Source organism: Roseomonas sp. BN140053, from assembly GCF_047690175.1.
GTDB lineage: Bacteria > Pseudomonadota > Alphaproteobacteria > Acetobacterales > Acetobacteraceae > Roseomonas.
The window spans coordinates 1-20,467 of sequence record NZ_JBLLEB010000056.1 but is presented as its reverse complement, the minus strand read 5'-3'; the positions used below and the strand labels follow the sequence as shown (position 1 = coordinate 20,467).

At 73.6% G+C, this 20,467-nt stretch carries 16 protein-coding genes and 1 pseudogene; 7 read left to right on the top strand and 10 right to left on the bottom strand.

Annotated elements, in window-relative coordinates:
• Positions 1-357 precede the first annotated feature (357 nt).
• From ACLIBK_RS24245 to ACLIBK_RS24230, 4 genes are all read right to left on the bottom strand, one after another.
• Positions 358-633, bottom strand: coding sequence for an acylphosphatase (locus ACLIBK_RS24245; protein WP_415389878.1), 276 nt, complete (start codon positions 631-633; stop codon positions 358-360).
• Positions 630-1,337 carry an ATP12 family chaperone protein gene (locus ACLIBK_RS24240; RefSeq protein WP_415389877.1) on the bottom strand — a complete coding sequence of 236 codons (708 nt, stop codon included), beginning with the start codon at positions 1,335-1,337 and terminating at the stop codon, positions 630-632. The genes ACLIBK_RS24245 and ACLIBK_RS24240 overlap by 4 nt, the downstream gene beginning before the upstream one ends.
• A gap of 285 nt (positions 1,338-1,622) precedes the next feature.
• The gene (locus ACLIBK_RS24235; RefSeq protein WP_415389876.1) at positions 1,623-4,118 is read right to left on the bottom strand and encodes an AsmA family protein; all 2,496 of its coding nucleotides are present in this window, start codon (positions 4,116-4,118) and stop codon (positions 1,623-1,625) included.
• 70 nt (positions 4,119-4,188) lie between these two features.
• Positions 4,189-5,160, bottom strand: coding sequence for an RluA family pseudouridine synthase (locus tag ACLIBK_RS24230; protein WP_415389875.1), 972 nt, complete (start codon positions 5,158-5,160; stop codon positions 4,189-4,191).
• A 101-nt stretch (positions 5,161-5,261) separates the two neighbouring features.
• Between ACLIBK_RS24230 and ACLIBK_RS24225 the strand changes: the two genes are divergently transcribed.
• Complete coding sequence (locus tag ACLIBK_RS24225; protein WP_415389874.1) at positions 5,262-5,522, top strand: AbrB/MazE/SpoVT family DNA-binding domain-containing protein; 261 nt, start codon at positions 5,262-5,264, stop codon at positions 5,520-5,522.
• Positions 5,523-5,595: 73 nt separating this feature from the next.
• Here ACLIBK_RS24225 and ACLIBK_RS24220 read toward each other — a convergent pair whose 3' ends face one another.
• Positions 5,596-5,988, bottom strand: coding sequence for a fluoride efflux transporter FluC (locus ACLIBK_RS24220; protein WP_415389873.1), 393 nt, complete (start codon positions 5,986-5,988; stop codon positions 5,596-5,598).
• Between the two features lie 349 nt (positions 5,989-6,337).
• Between ACLIBK_RS24220 and ACLIBK_RS24215 the strand changes: the two genes are divergently transcribed.
• The 6 genes from ACLIBK_RS24215 (at position 6,338) to ACLIBK_RS24190 (ending at position 14,413) form a co-directional block, all read left to right on the top strand.
• On the top strand, positions 6,338-7,942 hold the full coding sequence (locus tag ACLIBK_RS24215) for a GMC family oxidoreductase (protein WP_415389872.1): 1,605 nt from the start codon (positions 6,338-6,340) through the stop codon (positions 7,940-7,942).
• A 523-nt stretch (positions 7,943-8,465) separates the two neighbouring features.
• On the top strand, positions 8,466-9,545 hold the full coding sequence (locus ACLIBK_RS24210) for a ketopantoate reductase family protein (protein WP_415389879.1): 1,080 nt from the start codon (positions 8,466-8,468) through the stop codon (positions 9,543-9,545).
• Positions 9,542-10,663, top strand: a complete 1,122-nt coding sequence (locus tag ACLIBK_RS24205; RefSeq protein WP_415389871.1) for a Gfo/Idh/MocA family protein — start codon at positions 9,542-9,544, stop codon at positions 10,661-10,663. The genes ACLIBK_RS24210 and ACLIBK_RS24205 overlap by 4 nt, the downstream gene beginning before the upstream one ends.
• Positions 10,660-12,246: a DUF885 family protein gene (locus tag ACLIBK_RS24200; protein ID WP_415389870.1), complete on the top strand. Its 1,587-nt coding sequence runs from the start codon at positions 10,660-10,662 to the stop codon at positions 12,244-12,246. Before ACLIBK_RS24205 ends, ACLIBK_RS24200 begins: the two co-directional genes overlap by 4 nt.
• A gap of 26 nt (positions 12,247-12,272) precedes the next feature.
• Complete coding sequence (locus ACLIBK_RS24195; protein ID WP_415389869.1) at positions 12,273-13,376, top strand: ABC transporter ATP-binding protein; 1,104 nt, start codon at positions 12,273-12,275, stop codon at positions 13,374-13,376.
• Positions 13,376-14,413 carry an ABC transporter ATP-binding protein gene (locus tag ACLIBK_RS24190; protein WP_415389868.1) on the top strand — a complete coding sequence of 346 codons (1,038 nt, stop codon included), beginning with the start codon at positions 13,376-13,378 and terminating at the stop codon, positions 14,411-14,413. The genes ACLIBK_RS24195 and ACLIBK_RS24190 overlap by 1 nt, the downstream gene beginning before the upstream one ends.
• A gap of 351 nt (positions 14,414-14,764) precedes the next feature.
• Here the strand turns inward: ACLIBK_RS24190 and ACLIBK_RS24185 are convergent, their stop codons facing one another.
• The 5 genes and pseudogenes from ACLIBK_RS24185 to ACLIBK_RS24165 all read right to left on the bottom strand — a co-directional run.
• On the bottom strand, positions 14,765-15,652 hold the full coding sequence (locus tag ACLIBK_RS24185) for an ABC transporter permease (protein WP_415389867.1): 888 nt from the start codon (positions 15,650-15,652) through the stop codon (positions 14,765-14,767).
• A complete protein-coding gene (locus tag ACLIBK_RS24180; protein ID WP_415389866.1) occupies positions 15,649-16,602 on the bottom strand; it encodes an ABC transporter permease in 954 nt (317 codons plus the stop codon). The genes ACLIBK_RS24185 and ACLIBK_RS24180 overlap by 4 nt, the downstream gene beginning before the upstream one ends.
• Before the next feature lie 367 nt (positions 16,603-16,969).
• On the bottom strand, positions 16,970-18,601 hold the full coding sequence (locus ACLIBK_RS24175) for a peptide ABC transporter substrate-binding protein (protein ID WP_415389865.1): 1,632 nt from the start codon (positions 18,599-18,601) through the stop codon (positions 16,970-16,972).
• 156 nt (positions 18,602-18,757) lie between these two features.
• Complete coding sequence (locus ACLIBK_RS24170) at positions 18,758-20,293, bottom strand: ABC transporter substrate-binding protein (protein WP_415389864.1); 1,536 nt, start codon at positions 20,291-20,293, stop codon at positions 18,758-18,760.
• A 70-nt stretch (positions 20,294-20,363) separates the two neighbouring features.
• A pseudogene (locus ACLIBK_RS24165) lies at positions 20,364-20,467 on the bottom strand (IS630 family transposase); the annotation flags it as partial.

Below are 20,467 nucleotides of genomic sequence, written 5' to 3'. Positions count from 1 at the left end.
GAAAGCGTCGAACACTTTCAGAGTGGCACGGCCAGAAAACCCCCATCACACCCAGCCCATCACTCACTTCAGTCACACACCCTAGGCTCCTCGACCTCATGAGTGCCTCCGGCGGGGGCGGGCTCGGACAGGGCAGTCCACTCGGACGACGTCGGCCATCCCGCCCCCGCCGGAGGCACTCAACGCGGGGTCCGGGGAGTTCGTAACTCCCCGGCTCGGGACAAAGGCTTCGCCTTTGCCCTGGGGTCCAGGGGCAGCGCCCCTGGCCAACGTCCGAACACCCCAGACCAACTGCCGCCACCGGCCCGGGCACCCAGCGAGGGACCGGTCATCAGCGCCCAGCCAAGGGCGACGTGGTCAGAGGGTGGGGCGGCGGGTGAAGCCGGGTTCGGGGGGGGCTTCGGCGAAGCTTTCTTCCAGCGTGTCCACGCGGGCGGGGGCGGGGCCACGGCGGCAGGCGGAGAGCACGTCGCGCACCGCGGCTTCCTCGCCGCAGAGCAGGGCTTCCACCGAACCGTCGGCGCGGTTGCGCACCCAGCCCGATAGGCCGTTCGCCGCGGCCTGTTCCAGCAGCCAGTCGCGGTAGCCCACGCCCTGGACGCGGCCGCGGACGCGAACCAGCCGAGCCTTCACGCGGCCCTCGCGAGGTCGAAGAGACGGGCGGCGAGCTGCAGGTCGGCGGCGATGCCTTCGCGCCGGGCCAGGGCCTCGGCGTCCTCGCCCCAGAAGGCTTCCTGGTGGGTTTCGTCCAGGGTGGCCAGGCGCATGGCCGCCACCGCGTCGATCCGCCGCGCCGACAGGGCCAGGCCCAGCACGAGGCTGCCGGTGGCCGGCACCGCCACCCCCAGGGCCGAGAGTTCCAGCGGGGTGTGCGCGGCCACGGCGCGGTGCAGGGCGGCCAGCGCGGCGGGGTCCTGCGGCACCGGCATCAGCCCGCTGGTGACGCGCAGCGCGGCGCCGTGGCGTTCGGCGCACCAGTCCAGCAGGGGCTGCCATTCCGCCGCCTGCTCGGCCGCGAGCTGGCGGTCCTCGGCGCGGTAGCAGAGCAGGTCGCTCTCGCCATAGCGGGCGATGGCGTCCACGGAGGGGGCGGGGTCGGGGGCGATGCGGTGCAGCCCGGTGGCGACGAGGCGCGTCAGAGGCACCTCCTCCAGGCTCATCTCGCCACCCTTGCTGCCGCCGGCGCCGCGCCATTCGCCCGCCACGGCCTCGGCCAGGGGGCGGGTGGGCAGGTGCACCGGGCCCACCCCGGGCAGGCGCAACGGCTTGCCATCCAGTGCGATCGTGAAACCGGTCCCAGCCTCGACGGCGGCGGCATCATCCCAGAAGCGCTTCATGCGGCCGCATATAGGGAGCCCGGGGGTGATCCGGGCAGGGGTGGCGCGACGATGCCGGGCGCCGCACCGCGCGGGGGGGGGGCCTGCCGGATGGACAGGGACGACCGTGGGGAAGCGGCGCGAGGGTTGCTGGGCCGCGGCCGGGGGACGGCCGCACCGTACCGTGCGGGAGTTCCTGACGGGCGGCTGGGCGGCCAACTGCGGGGAAGCGGCGCGAGGGCTCCTGCGGTGCGGCCGTGGACGGTGGGTGCCTGACGGTCGGGGAACGGGTGCGGCGCGGCCGGGTCAGCGCCCGAACAGGCCGCGCAGCAGGTCGCCCACGGGCGCGCGGGTGGCCGGCGCGGCGGCGGGCAGGGGGCCCTCGCGGCCGCCGCGGGCGACGCGCAGCTGGGCTTCGCAATCCGGCTCGCCCCCGGCCACGACGCCGCCCAGCGCCGCCACCGCCTCGCCGGGGTCGCCCTCGGCCAGCCCGTTGAGCAGGTTGGTGGCGGAAGCGGCGGCGCCGTCGGTGCGCGTCCGCGGCGCGGCCAGGGTGCCGCCGAGCAGCACGGGGAGGCTGATCCCCAGCTGCCCTGCGCGCAGGCGCGGCAGCAGCCGCAGGTCCAGGCGCTCGTCGCGCAGGTCCACGGTGCCGGCGCCTACCACGTCGGCCAGGCTGGTCTGCAGCAGCAGCGCCTGCGCCCCCGCCACACCGGCGTTCAGCTGGAACCGCAGAGCGAGGCAGCGCAGCGGCGTGCTGCCGTTGCCGGCGCCGGACGGCAGGAACTGCCGCACTCCGCCCGCCACGGCGGCCAGCACGCGGTTGTCCAGCCGCCCGTCCACCGCCGCGGCGGCCAGGAAGCCGGTAGCGGTGGCGGCCAGGGCGCGGGTGCCGGTGCCGCGGCCGCCCAGCTCGGCTTCCAGTTCCAGCCGGCCGGACACGCCGCCGGGGGCGCCCAGCGCAGCCAGCAGCGGCGCCAGTTCCAGGCCCCCCGGTTCCGCCTGCACACGCAGCCATAGGGCCGGCGGTTCGGCGGTGGCGTCCGCCGTGGCGGCCAGGAACAGCCGGCCGCCGGGGCCGGCGACCACGGCGGGGTCGAGCTTGAGCTGCCCGTCGCGCAGGAGCAGCGTCGCCGCGCCGTCGCGCCAGTCCAGCCCCTGCGCGCGCAGGGTGCCCAGGCGCAGCTGCACCGCCCCGTTCACCCGGCGCAGCGCCGCGAGGTCGACCGGCAGGTCCGGGATCACCCGGCGGACGGCGGGGCGCGGGGCGGCGGCCGGGGGTGGCGGGGCAGCGGTCGCGGCGGGGGGCGTGTCGGGCGCGGGGGCGGGTGCAGGGGCCGGTGCGGTGGCGGCGGGCGCGGTGGCCGGGGCCGCCGCGGCGCGGGGCGGCGGGATGGCGTCGAGGTCCAGGCGGGCGAGGTCCAGCCCGGCTTCCAGCGTCGCCGGGGCGCCGGGGGTGAAGCGCCCGGTGCCGCGCCCTTCCGCCTGGGCCGCGGTGAAGACCAGCTCCTCGGCCGCGAGGCCGCCGCCGGGCAGGCCGGCCAGCCGCGCCCGGACGTCCAGGTCGCGCAACCCCGGCAGCGGCTGCCCGAACCGGGCGCCGACCACACCGAGATCGGCCACGCGCAGGGTGACGGCGAGGGCGGCGCCCTCGATCCGCGGGCCGGCCAGCGTGCCGTCCAGCCCAATGGCGAGGCCCTCGGCGGACAGGCTGGCGCGCAGCGGCCAGGGGGCGGTGCCGGGGGCGCGCAGCGCCGCGACCGGCGGCAGCTCGGCGGTCCAGGACAGGGGGGCGCCGTTCAGCTGCGCTTCACCGCGGGCCGAGACGGGGGCGTCCAGGTTGGCCGCCGCGACCTCCAGCGGGCCGAGCAGCAGCCCCGGCCGCAGCGCGCCGCCGTCCAGCCGCCCGACCGCGAGGCGCAGTTCGGCGGGGCCGGCGGGGGACAGGGCGGCGTCCAACGACAGCGCCTCGGCCGCCGGCAGGGCGACGCCGGGCAGGAAAGGCGCGAGGCGGTCGGCGCGGTCGGCCGTGACCCGCCCGCGGCCCTGCCAGGCGGCACCGGCCAGGGTGCCGGACAGCTCGGCCTGCAGGCCCTCCGCGGCCAGGGTGGCGCGCAACGGCCAGGGCGTGCCGGGGCCAGGGGCCAGCAGCCCGGACAGCGGCCCGCCCTCGGCCTGCAGCGCCAGGGAAACGCCGCGCAGGGCCAGCGCGCCCTCCGCCCGCAGGGGCGCGCCTTCCGCCGTGGCGGACAGGGCGAGGCGGGACACGCCCAGGCTTTCCGCCCGGCCGCTGCGGCCGTCACGCCAGGTGACCTGGCTGTCCGTGACGGTCACGGCGCGGATGTCGAGGGCGAAGGGCTCGCGCGGAGGCGTGGGGGCGGCGGGGGCCGGGGCGGGGCCGCGCGGCGGCGGGGCAAAGTTCCAGTTGGGCTGACCGGCGGCGTCGGTTTCCAGCAGCAGGTCCAGGCCCTGCACGGTGACCCCGCGGATCTCCACCCGCCGCGACAACAGCGGCAGCAGGGCGATGCCGGCTTCCACCCGCCGGGCCGACACCATTTCCGGCCGCGAGCCGCCGGGCAGATTGGTCAGGCGCGGCCCCGGCAGCACCACGGTGGGGGCCAGGGACCACCATTTCAGCTCCACCGGGCCGGACAGGGTGAAGGCGCGGCCGGTGCGGGCGCTCACCGCCGCCTCGACCCGGGCGCGCAGGGCGTCGCCGTCCAGCAGCACGGCGGCAGTGGCCAGGGCCGCCACCGGCACGGCGAGCACCGCCGCGGCCGCGATCCACCAGCGCCTGCGCACGGCGTTCAGCCCGCCCGGCGGCCGGCGGCGGGGCAGGGCGGCACTGCGGGGCGCCGGTGCGGCGGCACGCTCAGCGCACCCGGCGCGGCTTGGGGGTCTTGGGGCGGTCGAAGCCCAGGAAGGCGAAGGTCTCGTCCATGTGCGGCGGCAGCGGGGCGGAAACTTCCAGCCGGCCGCCGTCGGGGTGCGGCACGGCGATGGCGCGGGCATGCAGGTGCAGGAGGTTGGGCAGGTCCTCCAGGTGGGCGGCCGAGCCGCCGTACTTGCCGTCGCCGACGATCGGGCACTTCAGCGCCGAGGCGCAGTGCACGCGCAGCTGGTGGGTGCGGCCGGTGTGCGGCGTCAGTTCCAGCCAGGCGGCGTGGCCGCGGGCGCTGTCGAGGGTGCGGAAGTCCGTGTAGGCGCGGGTGCCCTCGCCGTCCTCGGCGGGGGCGACGCGTTCGCCGTGCGGGCCGGCCTGCTTGGCCAGCGGCTGGTCGATGTGGCCGGCCAGCGGCGTCGGGTTGCCCACCACCACGGCCCAGTAGGTCTTTTCCGCGTCGCGGCCGCGAAACGCCGCCGCCAGCTTGGAGGCGGCCGTCGCGGTGCGCGCCAGCAGCAGCACGCCCGAGGTGTCGCGGTCCAGCCGGTGCACGAGGCGCGGGCGTTCGTCGCTGCCGAAGCGCAGCGCGTCCAGCATGGCGTCGAGGTTGCGGGCGATGCCCGGGCCGCCCTGCACCGCCAGCCCGTGCGGCTTGTCCAGCGCGATCACCGCGTCGTCGCGATGGATCACCAGCCGTTCCAGCATGGCCGCGTCGCGGTCCGACACCGGCTTCTCCGCCCGCGGCGCCGGGGCGTCGGGCATCGGCGGCACGCGGATTTCCTGCCCGGGGGAGAGGCGGGTGTTGGCTTCCGCCTTCTTGCCGTCGAGGCGGATCTGGCCGGTGCGCAGCATCTTCTGCAGCGCCCCCTGGGTCAGAGCGGGATGGTGGCGGCGGAACCAGCGGTCGAGGCGGAGATCGGCCTCCTCGGCGGAAACGGTGCGGGTGGTGGTGGCGGTCATGATGCGGGCGGGTGTAGCGCGGGGGCGCGGCGGGCGCGAGTTTCCGCTGGTATCTTAGGATTATTTACCTTACGCTGGCGTCCCCACTCGGAGGTCGCCCGATGTTCCTTTCCCGCCGGATGCTCGCCAAGGTCACGGCCAAGAACCAGCTGACCCTGCCGCGGGCGGCGCTGGAAGCGCTGGGCTGGCCCTCGCATTTCCGGGTGGATGTCAGCGGCGGCGCGCTGGTGCTGCGGCCGGCGGCGCTGGTGAGCGAGGGAGAGGTGGCGGTGGCGCTGGGGCTGGATGCGGAAGCGCTGCGCGAGGTGCGGCGGGCGATGCGGCGGCGCAACGCCGCGGCGCCGCAGCCCGGGCCGGCCTGAGGCCACGGCGGCCCTTCCCCGGTCCTGGGCGGGGGCACCGTCTGCCGGCCGGCTCGCGGCCCCGGAGGGTCGCTCAGCCCAGGCGGCGGGCCAGCGCGAAGCACAGGGCGAAGGCGCCGAGGCCGCCCGCGAGCGTCAGGGCGAGGTAGCCCGCGGCCAGGGCGGGCGAACGCTCCAGCAGCGCGCCGGTGTCCAGCGCGAAGGCGGAAAAGGTGGTGAAGCCGCCCAGGAAGCCGGTGACCAGCAGCAGGCGCATCCCGTCCGGCACCGGCGCGCCGGCGGCGATCAGCCCACCGGCCAGGCCGATGGCGGCACTGCCCAGGATGTTCACCGCCAGCGTGCCCCAGGGAAACCCCGCCCCCAGCAGCCGCAGTGCCCAGATCCCGGTGACGTAGCGCGCCACGGAACCGGCCGCGCCGCCCAGCGCCACCAGGGCGAGGAGCGGCGGCGCGAAGGGGCCGTTCACGCGCGGGGCCCGCCGCGCCGTGGCCGCCGCGGGGCGGGGACGGTTGCGGGGCGCGGCCGGGCGAGGCCGGCCACCGGTGGGTCGAGATGCACGAGGGGCCGTCCGAAGTCGCTGCGAACCGATCATGCGGTGGCGGCGCGGGGTGGCGCAAACCCGGTCGCGGGCGGTTGCGGGATGCGGGTGCCGGCCGCCGCGGCGCGGCCCGGGGACGCGGGAAAGCCTGCGCCTGTCAGCATGTGGCAAGGACCGGCCGCCCTTGGTCGCCGGGGAATGCGGCCGGCGCGGTTGCCCCGCGACCCCGCCGGCCTATGGTTTCCCGCAGGTCGCGGAACGGGCAGCGGGGTGGTGCATGGCGCCAGAGGTTTGCGACGTCCTGATCATCGGGGCGGGCACGGCGGGCTGCGTGCTGGCCAACCGCCTGTCCGCCGATCCCGACACGCGGGTGATCGTGGCGGAGGCCGGGCGCTCCGACCGCGACCTGCTGCTGCACGTGCCCGGCGCCAGCATCCGCAACTCCACCACGCCGAAGTTCAACTGGGGCTTCGTGACCGAGCCGGAAGCGGCGCTGGACAACCGGCAACTGTTCTGGGCGCAGGGCAAGGTGCTGGGCGGGTCCAGCGCCATCAACGGCATGATCTACGCCCGCGGCCATCCGCTGGACTACGACCGCTGGGTGCAACTGGGCTGCGCGGGCTGGGGCTACGACGACCTGCTGCCCTTCTTCCGCCGCGCCGAGCGCAACGAGCGCGGCGCCGGGCCGCTGCACGGCGGTGACGGGCCGGTGCAGGTCAGCCGCGGGCGGCCGGACCTGGCGATCTGCCAACGCTTCCTCAACGCCGCGGCGGAGGAGGGATTTCCCGTGCTGGACGACCTCAACACCCCCGCGCCGGAGGGCTTCGGCCACTACGACACCACGGTGGGGCGCGGGCGGCGCAGCAGCAGCGCCAGCGCCTACCTCAACCCCGTGCGGGGGCGGCCGAACCTGCGGGTGTGGCTGCACAGCCTGGCGGCGCGGCTGATCATCGAGGGTTCGCGCGTGGTGGGCGCCGAACTGATCCGCGAGGGCCGGCGCGTGACGGTGCGCGCCGAGCGCGAGGTGTTGCTGTGCGGCGGCGCGGTGAACTCGCCGCAGCTGCTGATGCTGTCGGGCATCGGCCCGGCCGACCACCTGGACGCCATGGGCATCCCCGTGCGGGTGGACCTGCCGGCGGTGGGCGAGAACCTGCAGAACCACGTATCCTACCGCATGCAGTTCGCGGTGTCGGAGCCGATCACGGCCTACAAATACGTCCGCCCCGCCGGCGCGCTGCGCGCCGGCGCGGAATACCTGCTGCGGCGGCGCGGCGTGCTGAGCCAGAGCATCGTGCCGACCGGCGGCTTCTTTCGCACCGACCCGTCGCTGGACGCGCCGGACGTGCAGGTGCAGCTGGGCGTCGGGCTGATCGGCCGCGTCGGCGGCAGCGTGCTGGCGCGGCTGCCGCGCGAGCACGGCTTCTCGCTGGGCGTCAACCAGGGCAGCCCCTACAGCCGCGGCACGGTGCGGCTGCGCAGCGCCGACCCGACGGTGCCGCCCGCCATCGCGCCGCGCTACTTCAGCAATCCGCGCGACCTGGACGTGCTGGTGCTGGGCGTGGAGCGCATGCGCGCGCTGGCGCGGCGGCCCAGCCTGGCGCGGGTGATCAGCCGCGAGATCGACCCCTCGCCCGACATCGCCGACCGTGCCGCGCTCCGCGCCTCGGCCCGCACGCGGGCGGGCACGGCCTTTCATCCCGTGGGGACCTGCCGCATGGGGGCGGATGCGGAATCGGTGGTGGACCTGCAACTGCGGGTGCGCGGGGTGGAAGGGCTGCGGGTGGCCGATGCTTCCGTGATCCCGGCGCTGATGAACGCCAACACCAACGCCGCGGCGCTGATGATCGGCGAGCGCGCGGCGGCGCTGGCGCTGGAGGGGTGAGGCGCTCGATGGCCCCGGGGGGAGAAGGAATTCTCCCTCCCGGACCCACCCTCATCTTTTTTCGAGAGGCTGCCGCGGGCGGGGTGGAGGAGGCGGCGCCGCTCTGGGGCTGAGAAGGATTCAGCGGGTCAGCGCAGGCTGACGCCACCATCGCCGGAGGGCATGGCCCTCCGGCGCGAGCCGCGTCGCAGCCCCGCCCGCGGCAGCACCCCGAAAAAAGATGAGGGGGAGGGTCTGGGAGGGGGAGAATTCCTTCTGCCCCTCCCGGCGCAGCCCGCGCCCCGCGCAGGCTGCGCGCGAAGGCGGCAGCGGGTTCTCTGTCACGGGCTGAAAACCGCGTCCCCGCCGCGCCGCGCGCGTTGCCAGCGGCGCGCGGCTGGGCAAGGCTGCGCTTGGCCGCGCGCTGGGTGCGGCCGCCGCGTGCCGTGGTGCGCCCCCGCCCGATCCGGCGGTGCTTCTCGCCGCGGAGTGCCGGGCCCTGGGCCTGCCGCGCGAAGCCATCCGGAGGGCGTGTTCCTTGAAAGTGACGATCATCGGCGCGGGCGCGATCGGCGGGCTGGCCGGCTCCCACATGGCGCGGGCCGGGCACGACGTGGTGCTGGTGGACCGCTGGGTCGAGCACGTGGAGGCGATGAACCGCGACGGCATGCGCATCGACGGCGTGCGCGGCGACATGCGGATTCCCGTGCGCGCCCTGACGCCCGACCGGCTGGCCGAGCGCGGGCCGCTGGAAGCGGTGCTGATCGCCACCAAGTCGCAGGACGTGGCGGCGGCGGCGCGGCTGGCCATCCCGCATCTCGGGCCGGACGGCTTCCTGGTGCACTACCTGAACGGGTTGAACATCCCGGTGATCGAGGAGGAGCTGCGCGCCGCCGGCGCCGGCGGGCGGGAGCGCATCGTCGGCGGCATCCCGAACTACGGCGGCGCGCTGGTGGACCCCGGCCACCTAGAATTCGTCCATGAGGGCAAGATCCAGCTGGGCGAGCTGGACGGCGCCGACACGCCGCGGCTGCGCGAACTGACGGCGATGCTGGAAAGCCTGACCGGCGTGCAGGTGAGCCAGGATATCTGGGCGCAGATCTGGTCCAAGGAGGTCTACAGCAACCAGGTGGTGTTCTCCGCCCTGGTGGATGCCCGCATCCACGAGACGCTGGGCGTGGAGCGCTACGCCCGAATCGCCGGTGCCGTGGTGCGCGAAGGGGTGGAGATCGCGGATGCCAACGGCATCCAGCTGGAAGCCTTCGACTTCTTCGACCCCGACAACTACCGCCCCAGGACCGCGGCCGACACGCAGAAGCTGATCGACAACATCAAGCACGCGATCTGGCTGCTGAAGAAGGACCAGGACCCCAACAAGCACCAGTTCCGCAAGAAGGGCTCGGGCATGTGGTGGGACATCGTGTACCGCAAGCGCAAGTCCGAGACGGAAGCGCACAAGAGCAAGCTGATCGCCTATGGCAAGGCGGCGGGCGCCGACACGCGGCTGACGCAGAAGCTGATGGAGATGATCGTGGAGATCGAGGAGGGCAAGCGCCAGCTCGGCTTCCACAATTACGACGAGCTGGAAGCCTACGTCGCCTCCATCGGCCGGGCGCTGCCGTGAGCGCCACCCGGCGGCTGGGCGTGGGCGTGCTGGGCGCCCATGCCTGGGCGGAGCACGCGCACCTGCCGGGCTTCGCGGCCTATGAGCGCTGCCGCCGCGTCGCAATCTGCGACGTGGTGCCGGAACGCGCCCGTGCCCTGGCGGAGCGCTTCGGCTTCGAGCGGGTGTACGCGGACGCGCGCGAGATGCTGGCCGACCCCGAGGTGGAGATGGTGGATGTCTGCACCCCCACCGGCACGCACCGCGAACTGGCCGGGGCGGCGCTGGCGGCCGGGCGGCACGTGCTGTGCGAGAAGCCGCTGGCGCTGAGTGCGGCGGACGCCTTCGGGCTGGCGCGCCTGGCGGCGGAAAAGGGCCTGCGCACCAAGGTGGGCTTCACCTTCCGCTATTCCGCGGCGCTGAAGCAGGTGAAGCGCTGGATCGAGGACGGCACGATCGGCGAGATCTTCCACGTCCACGGCTTCCAGCAGAACTCGCAGTTCCTGGACCCGAATTTCCCGCTGCGGCAGTACGACACGGAAGATCCGGACGGGCCGCTCGTGCCGGCTTCCATCGTGGGCTACGGCTCGCACCTCGTGGACCTCCTGCGCTGGCTGGCCGGGGATTTCCGAGCGGTATCGGCGCTGATGCGCAACTTCGTGCCGGAGCGGATGGTGCGCGGCAAGGAAGGGCTGCGCCGCGTGCCGATCGACGACGGCACGGTGGCGGCGGTGGACTTCCGGTCCGGCGCGCAGGGGGTGATCCAGACCTCCTTTATCGCCATCGGCAATTATCCCGGCATCGAGATCCGCATCTACGGGTCCAAGGTGGCGGTGGTGGCGCGGCTGGTGACGGAGTTCGGCGTGGCCGAGACGCTGCACCTGGCGCGCGCGGGGGAGGTGGAGTTCCGCCCGGTGGAACTGAGCGCCGACCGCTACCCGCCCGGCACCGACGTGCGCACGCCGTGGCGGGAGCTGTACTACCGGCAGCTCGCGCGCGACTGGACGGACGAGATCCTGGACGAGGGGCCGGCCGAGAACACCTTCCTGGACGGCGCCATGAGCCAGCAGATGGTGGATGCCGTGGTGCTGTCGCACCGTGAGCGCCGCTGGGTGGACCTGTCGGAGATGCCGTCGTGACCGCCACCGACCGCTTCGTGGACGAGTTCCTCCAGCATCACTTCGCCTTTCGGCCGGTGGATGCCAGCTTCATGGGCATCACCGGCCACGACCACCGGCTGCCGCCGGCCGACGCGGAGGCGCCCGCGCGCGAGGCGGCGGGGCTGGCGGCGCTGCGCGCGGAGCTGGACGCGCTGGAGAAGCCCGCGGGCGGCGGCGCGGCGCTGGACCACGGTATCGCCGATTCCCACCTGCGCCACGCCGCGCGCGAACTGGCGGAGCGGCCGCGCTTCCGCGACCCCTGCTGGTACACCAGCGAGGCGGTGTTCGCGCTGGTGAGCCTGCTGCTGCCCTCGGCCGCGGCGCCGTCGAGCGAGCTGCTGGAAGCGCGGCTGGCCGGCATCCCGCGCTTCCTGGAGGAAGGGCGCGCGCATCTGCGCGGCGCCGCCGTTTGCGCCGATTGGGTGGAGCGGGCGCGGCGCGAGGCGCGGGCGACGCTGCGCTTCCTCGGCGGCGGGCTGCGCCGGCACCCGCTGTGGCGCGACGGCATGGCGCCGCTGGCCGAGGCGGCCGCTGCGGCGCTGGCGGAGTTCGAGGCGGCGCTGGACGGGTTGCCCGACGCCGACCCGCGTTCGGGGGGCGACTACCTACGCTTCATCCTGCGCGAGGTGCACCAGATATCGGAGCCGCTGGAGTCGGTGGAGGCGCGCGCCGCCGAGCGCTTCGCGCGGCTGGACGAGGAACTGGCGCGGGAAGCGGCGAAGCTGGACCCGGAGCATTCCTGGGCGGAGCAGCTGGCGCGCTTCGACGAGGCCAGCCGCGTGCCGGCGGCGGCGCTGGCCGACACCTATCGCCGCTGGCACGAGCGGGGGATGGAGGCGGCGTCCGGGCTGCTGACCCCGGCGACGGAGTACGGGCTGGAGTTCCGCCCGATGCCGGACTGGGCGGCGGAGGTCTTCGCCGACACCTACTTCCTGGCCTACCGCTCGCCGCCGGCGGCGCATCCGGGGACGGGCAGCATCTACTGGGTGACCGGGGCGGGGCAGCCGCTGAGCGGCATCAAGCAGACCCACGCCATCCACCACGCCAGCATCGGCCACCACACGCACAATGCCCGCGCCCGCGTGTCGCCGTCACGCCTGGCGCGGCTGGCCGAGGCCGGCTGCCCCCGCGGGGTGGGCTTCCTGTCCGCCGGGACCTCCGGCGAGGGCTGGGCCTGCTACGCCCAGGCACTGACCGCGGAGATGCGGGGCTTCCTCGAATCCCCCGTGGAGCGCGAGCTGCAGTTGCGCGAGATCGAGCGGCGCAACATCGCCTGCCTGCTGGCCGATATCCGCCTGCACACCGGACGCTGGACGCTGGAGGAGATGCGCCGCTTCTATGCCGGGGAGGGCGGCTTCCCGGCGGGCCGCATCTGGGGCGAGAGCACGCGCAACTCGATCTTTCCCGGCACCCGGCTGATGTACTGGCTGGGCACGGAGGCGATCCGCGACGGGCGCCGCCGGTGGAATGGCTCCGTGCGGGATTACCACGACGCGGTGATGGCGCGCGGCCACGCCACGATCGGCGCCGTGCTGGACGACGTGGCGCGGGACGTGGCGTGAACGGGACGGCGGCGACGGGGGAGGGGATGGCAGGCACGTGGCCGGCCGCGCCCGACGCCGCCTCGCCGGTGGCCGCGTCGGGGCTCGCCGCCGGGGCCGGGCGGACCGGGGCGGAGGGTGCCGCGCCGCTGCTGGCAGTGGACGGGCTGCGCACCTGCTTCCGCACCGAACTGGGCGTGGTGTCGGCGGTGCGCGACGCCAGCTTTCGGGTGGAGCGCGGCCAGACCCTGGCCATCGTGGGCGAGAGCGGCTCGGGCAAGTCCGTCACCAGCCTGTCCATCCTGCGGCTGCTGACGGAGCCCGCGGGCTTCATCGCCGCCGGCAGCATCCGGCTGCGCTGCAAGGATGGCGCGGTGCGCGACCTCGCCACGCTGGACGAGGCATCGATGTGCCGGCTGCGCGGCCGCGACCTGGCGATGATCTTCCAGGAGCCGATGACCAGCCTGAACCCGGCGCACCGCATCGGCGACCAGATCGCCGAGGCGATCCTGCTGCACGAGGACGTGTCCCGCGCCGAGGCCCGCCGCCGCGTCCGCGCGCTGCTGGAACGGGTGGAGATCCCCGACCCGGCGCGGCGGATGAACAGCTATCCGCACCAGCTCTCGGGCGGGATGCGGCAGCGGGTGATGATCGCCATGGCGCTGGCCTGCGCGCCGGCGCTGCTGATCGCGGACGAGCCCACCACCGCGCTGGACGTCACCGTGCAGGCGCAGGTGCTGGCGCTGATGCGCCGCCTGCAGGCCGAGGAGGGGATGAGCATCCTGTTCATCACCCACAACCTCGGCGTGGTGGCGGAAATGGCGTCCCGCGTCGCCGTGATGTATGGCGGCACGGTGGTGGAGGAATGCGATGCGGCCGCCGTGTTCCGCGCGCCGCGGCATCCCTACACGGTGGGGCTGCTGCGCTCCCTGCCGCGGCTGGGGGCGGAGGAGGATGCGACGGGACGGCCGCGGCGGCTGCTCTCCATTCCCGGCAGCGTGCCCAGCCCGCTGCGGCCGCCACCCGGCTGCCCCTTCGCCCCGCGCTGCGAGCATCGGGTGGATGCCTGCGACGCCGCCCTGCCGCCGCTGGCCGAGGCCGAACCCGGGCACCGCACGCGTTGCATCCGGTGGCAGGAGGTCTGCGCGTGATGCCGCAGGATGCATCTGCCGCCCTGGTGTCGCCGGGTGCCGCCACGGTTGCGCCGGGAGAGGGCGCCGCCCCGCTGGTGGAGGTGCGCGGCCTGACCAAGCACTTCCCCGTCCACCGCGGCTTGCTGGGCCGCCAGGTCGGCGCCGTGCGCGCGGTGGAGCAGGTGAGCTTCGACGTCCGCCGCGGCGAGGTGCTGGGGCTGGTGGGTGAATCCGGCTCGGGCAAGACCACCGTGGGCCGGCTGCTGCTGCGCCTGCTGGAACCCAGCGGCGGCACGATCCGCTTCGACGGGCTGGCGCTGGACGAGCTGCCGGACGGCGCCCTGCGCGCGCTGCGGCGGCGCATGCAGATTATCTTCCAGGACCCCTATGCCAGCCTGAACCCGCGCATGAGCGTCGGCGCCACGGTGGGCGAGGCGCTGGAGATCCACGGGCTGGCGGCGGGCGCCGCGCGGGCGGAACGGGTGATCCAGCTGCTGTGGCAGGTGGGCCTGCCGGCGGAGGCCGCGAACCGCTACCCGCACGAGTTCTCCGGCGGCCAGCGGCAGCGCATCGGCATCGCCCGGGCGCTGGCCGCCGGTCCCGACTTCATCGTGGCGGACGAGCCGGTGGCGGCGCTGGACGTGTCCATCCAGGCGCAGGTGGTGAACCTGCTGCAGGACCTGCAGGAACAGCTGTCGCTGACCATGCTGTTCATCTCGCACGACTTGGCCGTGGTGGAGCACATCGCCGACCGCGTGGTGGTGATGTATCTCGGCCGCGTCATGGAAGTGGCGACGCGGCGGCAGATCTTCCGTGACCCGCGCCATCCCTATACCCGCGCGCTGCTCTCCGCCGCCCCGGTCGTCGACCCCGCTGCCCGCGGCGAGCGCATCCTGCTGCGCGGCGAAGTGCCCAGCCCGCTCAACCCGCCCTCCGGCTGCGTGTTCCGCACCCGCTGCCCCTTCGCCCTGCCCGACTGCGCCGCGGTCGTGCCGGACCTGCGCCCCGTCGCGCCCGACCACAGCAAGGCCTGCATCCGCGACGACCTGGGGTGACGCGGGTGCGGGCCGTCGTGGCTGTGGTCTGTGCGGCGGGGTTGCGCCTGGTTTTGCTGACGTTGGCCAGGGGCGCTGCCCCTGGACCTCATGGCAAAGTCTTTGTCCCGAGCCGGGGAGTTTAAACTCCCCGGACCCCACGTTTAGCGCTCCGCGAGGAAGGGCTTACGACTGACGTTTCGCCACAGGTGAACGGTACCCCAGAGCCCTTCTTCGCGGAGCGCTCATGAGGTCGAGGAGCCTAAGCTCCTCGCGGGGTGTCCAGAGGGGCAGAGCCCCTCTGGCCCAGGTTAGCAAACCGGAGCGTCCCCCGCGCCACAGACCACAGCCACGACGGCCCGCACCCCAGCGTCATCCCCGGGCGTCGAGGGCGTCGCGCAGGCCGTCGCCGATGAAGTTCACGGCCAGCAGGGTGGCGAAGAGCAGGATGCCTGGCGGGATGGCGAGCCAGGGGGCGCTGTCGAGCCATTGGCGGGCGCCGTTGAGGAGGTTGCCCCAGGTGGGGGTGGGGGGCTGCACGCCGAAGCCCAGGAAGGACAGGGCGGATTCCACCAGGATGGCGTGGCCCACGGCGAGGGTGGCGGCCACGATCAGCGGGCCGAGCGCGTTGGGCAGCATGTGGCGCCAGATCAGGCGGGTGCTGGTGCCGCCCAGGGCGCGGGCGGCTTCCACGTATTCGCGCTCGCGCAGCGACAGGAACTGGCCGCGGACGAGGCGCGCGGTGGACATCCAGTTGAGGCCGCCGATGATCAGCACCAGCACGGGCACGCTGGGCGGCAGCAGGCCGGAGAGCAGCAGGATCAGCGGCAGCGGCGGGATGGACAGGAACACGTCCGTCAGGCGCATCAGCACCGTGTCCACCCAGCCGCGGAAGAAGCCGGACAGGGCGCCCACCAGCGTGCCGATGGCGGTGGCCACCAGCGCCGCGGCGAAGCCCACCAGCACGGAGATACGGCCGCCATGCAGCAGCCGCGTCAGGTTGTCGCGCCCCAGGTTGTCCGTGCCGAGCCAGTGCGCGAGGTCGGGCGGCATGGGGCGGCCCAGCAGCTCCACGTCCTGCTCGTCGTAGCCGTAGGGGGAGAGCATGGGGCCGATCGCGGTGATCAGCACCAGCAGCAGGATCACCAGCACGCCGCCCATCGCGGGGCGATGGCGGCGGAGGCGGCGGCGGAAGGCGCGGGCGGGGGTGTCGGGCGGCGCGGCGGATACCGCGGGCACGGGCAGGGCGAGGCCGCTCATGCGCCGCGGATCCGCGGGTCGATCAGGGCGTAGAGCAGGTCGGCCACCAGGTTCGCCAGCACCAGGGTTAGGGAGCTGATCATCATCAGCCCCATCAGCACGGGGTAGTCGCGGCCATCCATGGCCTCCACGAAGAGGCGGCCGATGCCGGGCCAGGAGAAGATGGTTTCGGTGATCACCGCGCCGGAGACGACGTGCACGAAGTCCAGCGTCACCACCGTGACCACCGGCAGCATGGCGTTGCGCAGCGCGTGCCAGCGGATGGCGCCGCCGCGGGTGCGGCCCTTGGCACGGGCGGTGCGGATATAGTCCTGCGCCATCACCTCGATCAGGCTGGCGCGGACGTAGCGGCTCCAGCCTGCCACCGTGGCGAAGCTGAGGATGGCCACGGGCATCGCCAGGTGCGCCAAGCGGTCGGCGAAGGAGCCGTCGCCGATGGTCTCGTAGCCGCCGGCGGGCAGCCACCGCAGCCAGATGGCGAAGACCAGCTGCGCCATCAGCCCCACCCAGAACACCGGCACGGAGATGCCGGAGAAGCTGAGCACCGTGACGGCCGTGTCCAGCCGCGAATAGCGCCGGGTGGCGGCCAGCACGCCCACGGGAATGGCGATGGCCAGCGACAGCACGAAAGCCAGCCCGCTGAGCATCAGGGTGGCAGGCAGGCGCTCGGCGATCACGGCCAGCACCGGCTCGCCGGTGCGGAAGGAGATGCCCCAGTTGCCCTGCAGGAAGGCCCAGACCCAGCGCAGGTATTGCTCCCACACCGGGCGGTCCAGGCCGAAGGCCACGCGCATCTGTTCCAGCGCCGCGGGGGTGATGTTCGGGTTGTCCGCGTAGAAGTCGAGCGGCCCGCCCGGCGACAGGTGCAGGATGCCGTAGAGCAGCACGGAGATGCCCAGCAGCAGCGGCAGCGTCGCCAGCAGGCGGCGGAGCAGGAAGTCGCCGGTCATGTTGCGCGCCCGGCCCGGAGGAAAGGCGCTGCCTTTCCCCCGTACCCCCTATCCGCCAGGAAACTGAGTTTCCTGGACCTTCCGGTCACGGGGCGTGGCTGCGACGTGGGGTGCGCCGGAGATCGAGGACCGCCGGCGTGATCGGGCCTCGCGCGTGCTGTAGGGCGCATGATTCTCAGGGCTGTCGGTGCCGTCGCGCTGCCGCTCCTGGCGCCCGACTTGCCCACGCGGATGTGGGTGCCATCCTGGGGCTGACCGGCCCAGGCAGCACCAACTCCCGGCGGGGTCCGGGGACCTACGAGGTCCCCGGCGGAGGGGGCATCGGGGGAGGCGGCGCCTCCCCCGGGCAGCGGGCGCGGCCGCATCCTCAGGGCGACAGCCACCAGCCGCTGGTGTTGTTGAAGATGGTGCGGTTGGTGGGATTGGGCACGAAGTTCTGCAGCTTCCGGGTCTTGGCGATCAGCGACACGTTGCTGGTGGTGGGGATGGTGACGACGTCGTCCGCCAGGATCGCCTGGATGCGCTTGAACAGCGCCTTCAGCTCCGTCCGGTCGATGCTGTGCTCGGCCTTGTTGAGCAGATCGTCCAGTTCCGGGTTGGAATAGCCGGTGCCGTTGTTGGCGCCGCCGGTGCCGTAGAACTTGCTGTAGGCCGGGTCGGCGGAGGTGATCCAGCGGCTGTAGAGCAGGTCATAGAGCCCCTTGTAGCGCGCCTCGCGGAAGGCGACGCCGGCCTTGTTGTCCGGGCGCAGCTCCACGCCCACCGCCTTGAGGTTGGCCATCACCACCTGCTGCGCCGTCTCGTCGGCCGCGTTGCCGGACTGCACGGTGATGCGGTAGCTCATCCGCTCGCCGCCCTTGGCGCGGATGCCGTCGGAGCCCGCGCGGTAGCCCGCCTCGTCCAGCAGGCGGCGCGCGGCGGCCTGGTCGAAGGCGTAGCGGCGCACATCCGGGTCGTAGTAGTCGAACTGCGGCGACACGGGCGTGTGCACCACGAAGGGGAAGCCGCTCAGCGCGCGGGCGATGTTGTCCTTGTTGATCGCGTGCGCGAAGGCCTGTCGCACTTTCAGGTCGCGGAAGGCTTCCGGGCCCTTGAAGTTGAAGTCCAGCCGCTGCCAGGACAGGATCGGGTTCTTGATGATCTCGAAGGAGGCGCTGAGCGCCTCCGCCTGCCCGTAGGGGATGTTGTAGGCCATCATGATCTCGCCCGAGCGCAGGCGGGTGACCATGTTGGTGGCATCCGGCGTCAGGTTGAACACCATGCGGTCGAGATAGGGCAGCTGCGTGCCCGCCGCGTCGCGCCGCCAGTAATGCGGGTTGCGATCCACGATGACGTGGCGGGACCGGCGGAACTCCGTGACCATGAAGGGGCCGGTGCCCAACGGCTTCTCGTTGAAGCTGTCGCGGTTGAGGTCCTTGCCTTCCAGCGCGTGCTTCGGAAGGATCCCGCGCGAGAAGAAGCCCGAGGGCCAGATCGGCGTGACGGTGTTGAAGCGGATCACCGCCGTCAGCGGATCGGGCGTCTCGATCTCGTCGATGTCCTCCACGCCTTCCTTGGATTCCGCGATGAAGGACGGGTCCTTCACGGCCATCCAGGTGAAGCGCACATCGGCGGCGGTGAAGGGCGCGCCGTCGGACCACTTCACGCCGTCGCGCAGCTTGAAGGTGATGGTCATCCGCTTGCCGTCGGGCGACAGCTGGATACCGCCATTCTCCGCCGTCGGCACCTCGGTGGCGAGCACGGGGAAGTATTTCGCGTCCTGGTCGGGGGCGATCAGCCCTTCGGTGACCACCGACTGCACGTCGCCCAGGAAGCCCGTGGAGAAGACGTTGAGCGTGTCGAGATCGTAGGGCAGGGCGATGCTGAGCGTGCCGCCGCGGCGCGGCGTTTGCGCCTGGGCGCGCGCGGCGCCCGGCAGGTTCAGCGCGGCGCCGAGCGCGGCACCGGCGCCGAGGCGTAGGATGGAACGGCGTCGGGCTTCGATGACATCCCGGGTCATGGCTCGCGTCTCCCTGTGCTGGTGATTCGGTGGTTCTGGCTGGGGCGGCCCGATCTCCGTGCCGGAGCGGGGCGTCGCAGCCGTTTTCTGCGCCCCCTTCGCTAGCAAGGGGGATGCCAGGGGCGGCGCCGGCCGCCGCACCCGGCCGAAAAGGGTTCAGCGCGGCAGGATGCGCACGGCCTGCACTTCCTCGTCGGCGCGGGCGCGGAAGCTCAGCCGGGCCGTGCCGGCATCCACCGAGCGCAGCAGGCCGACGCCGAGGATCAGGCTCTCATCCACCACGCGCTGCATCAGGGCGCGCAGCTGCGTCAGGCGCTCGGTGTCGTCCAGCGTGGCACGGGCGCGCTGCACCAGCGCGTCGGTTTCGGGCGAGCCGAGGCCGGTGAAGTTCAGCGTCCCCAGCCCCGGCACCGTGCCGGCGGAATGCAGCTGCGAGCCGAGGATGTAGGAGGTCTCGCCCGTCAGCGAGCCGAAGGCGGTCAGGAAGACGCCGTATTCGCGCCGGTTGCGCCGCGTCAGGAAGGTCGCCTGCGGCACCACCTCCACCGCGGTGCGGATGCCGATCCGCGTCCAGGCGGCGGCCACGGCTTGGCAGATGCGCGGCGTGCGGCTGGGCGAGCAGAACAGCGTCAGCCCGAAGCCCTGCGGGAAGCCGGCTTCCGCCAGCAGGGCGCGGGCGGCGTTGATGTCCTGCGCCGGTACCGGGCGGTCGGGGATGGCGCCGAACACGAAGGGCGGCGCGGGTTGGTCGGTGGGGTCGGCGTAGCCTTCCATGATCTGCCGCGCGATGCCGTCGCGGTTCAGCGCCAGCGACATGGCGCGGCGCACCCGCACGTCGCGCATCGGGTTCTGCCCGCCGGCTTCCACGCCGGGCGGATTGGGCCGCTCGACGTCGGGGTAGATGTTGGCGGCGTAGATGGAGGGGCCGGCGAAAAGGAAGAAGCGGTTGTCGGCCTGGATGCGCGGCGCGTCCTGCAGGGGGACGTTGTTGATGAAGTCCACGTCGCCGGCCAGCAGCGCCGCGACGCGGGCGGAGTCCACGGGGATCGGGATCAGGCTGGCGGTGTCCCAGGGCACGGTGCCGCCCCACCAGTTCTCGTTGCGGCGCATCACCAGCGGCGCGTTGGTGGACCAGCTGCCGACGCGAAAGGGGCCGGTGCCGATCGCGGCCTCGCCGGAATTGAATTCCGGGTTGCCCTTGCCGGCCACCGAGCGCGGCACGATGAAGATCTGCGTCAGGTTGGTGGGCAGGATCGGCGACGGCCCCGCAGTGCGGATGCGGAAGGTGAGGTCGTCCACCACCTCGACCCCCGTCACGCCCGCGAGGTAGATCGTGTAGGGGTTGGGGTTGCCGGGCACGTTGGGCACGCGCTGAAAGGAGGCCGCGACGTCGGCCGAGGTCAGCGGCGCGCCGTCGTGGAAGCGCACGCCGGGGCGCAGCTTGAACTCCCAGGTGGTGTCATCCACCACGCGCCAGGATTCCGCCAGGCCGGGTTGCAGCCGCATCTCCTCGTCGCGCGCCACCAGCGTGTCGTAGATGTTGCGCAGCGCGCCGGTGTTGGACAGGTTCAGCAGCCAGTGCGGGTCCAGCGTGCTGGGCGGGGACTGGATGCCGATCCGCAAGGTCTGCGCCATGGCCGGAACCGTCAGCAGCAGGGATAGGCCGAGAACAAGGCGCTGCGCGAGGCTCACGGCACGGATCTCCATCTGCTCGGCGGGGAGCGTGGCATGCGGTTCTGCCCTCGGCTAGAGCAGTTTCCGGTCATTCCGGCTCATATCCGCACGCGGTGAAGTAGTTGGCGCACTCGGCGGGCGTGAACTGCGGGAGCGCATCGGCGATGGCGGCCCAGAGGTCCGGGATGGTGC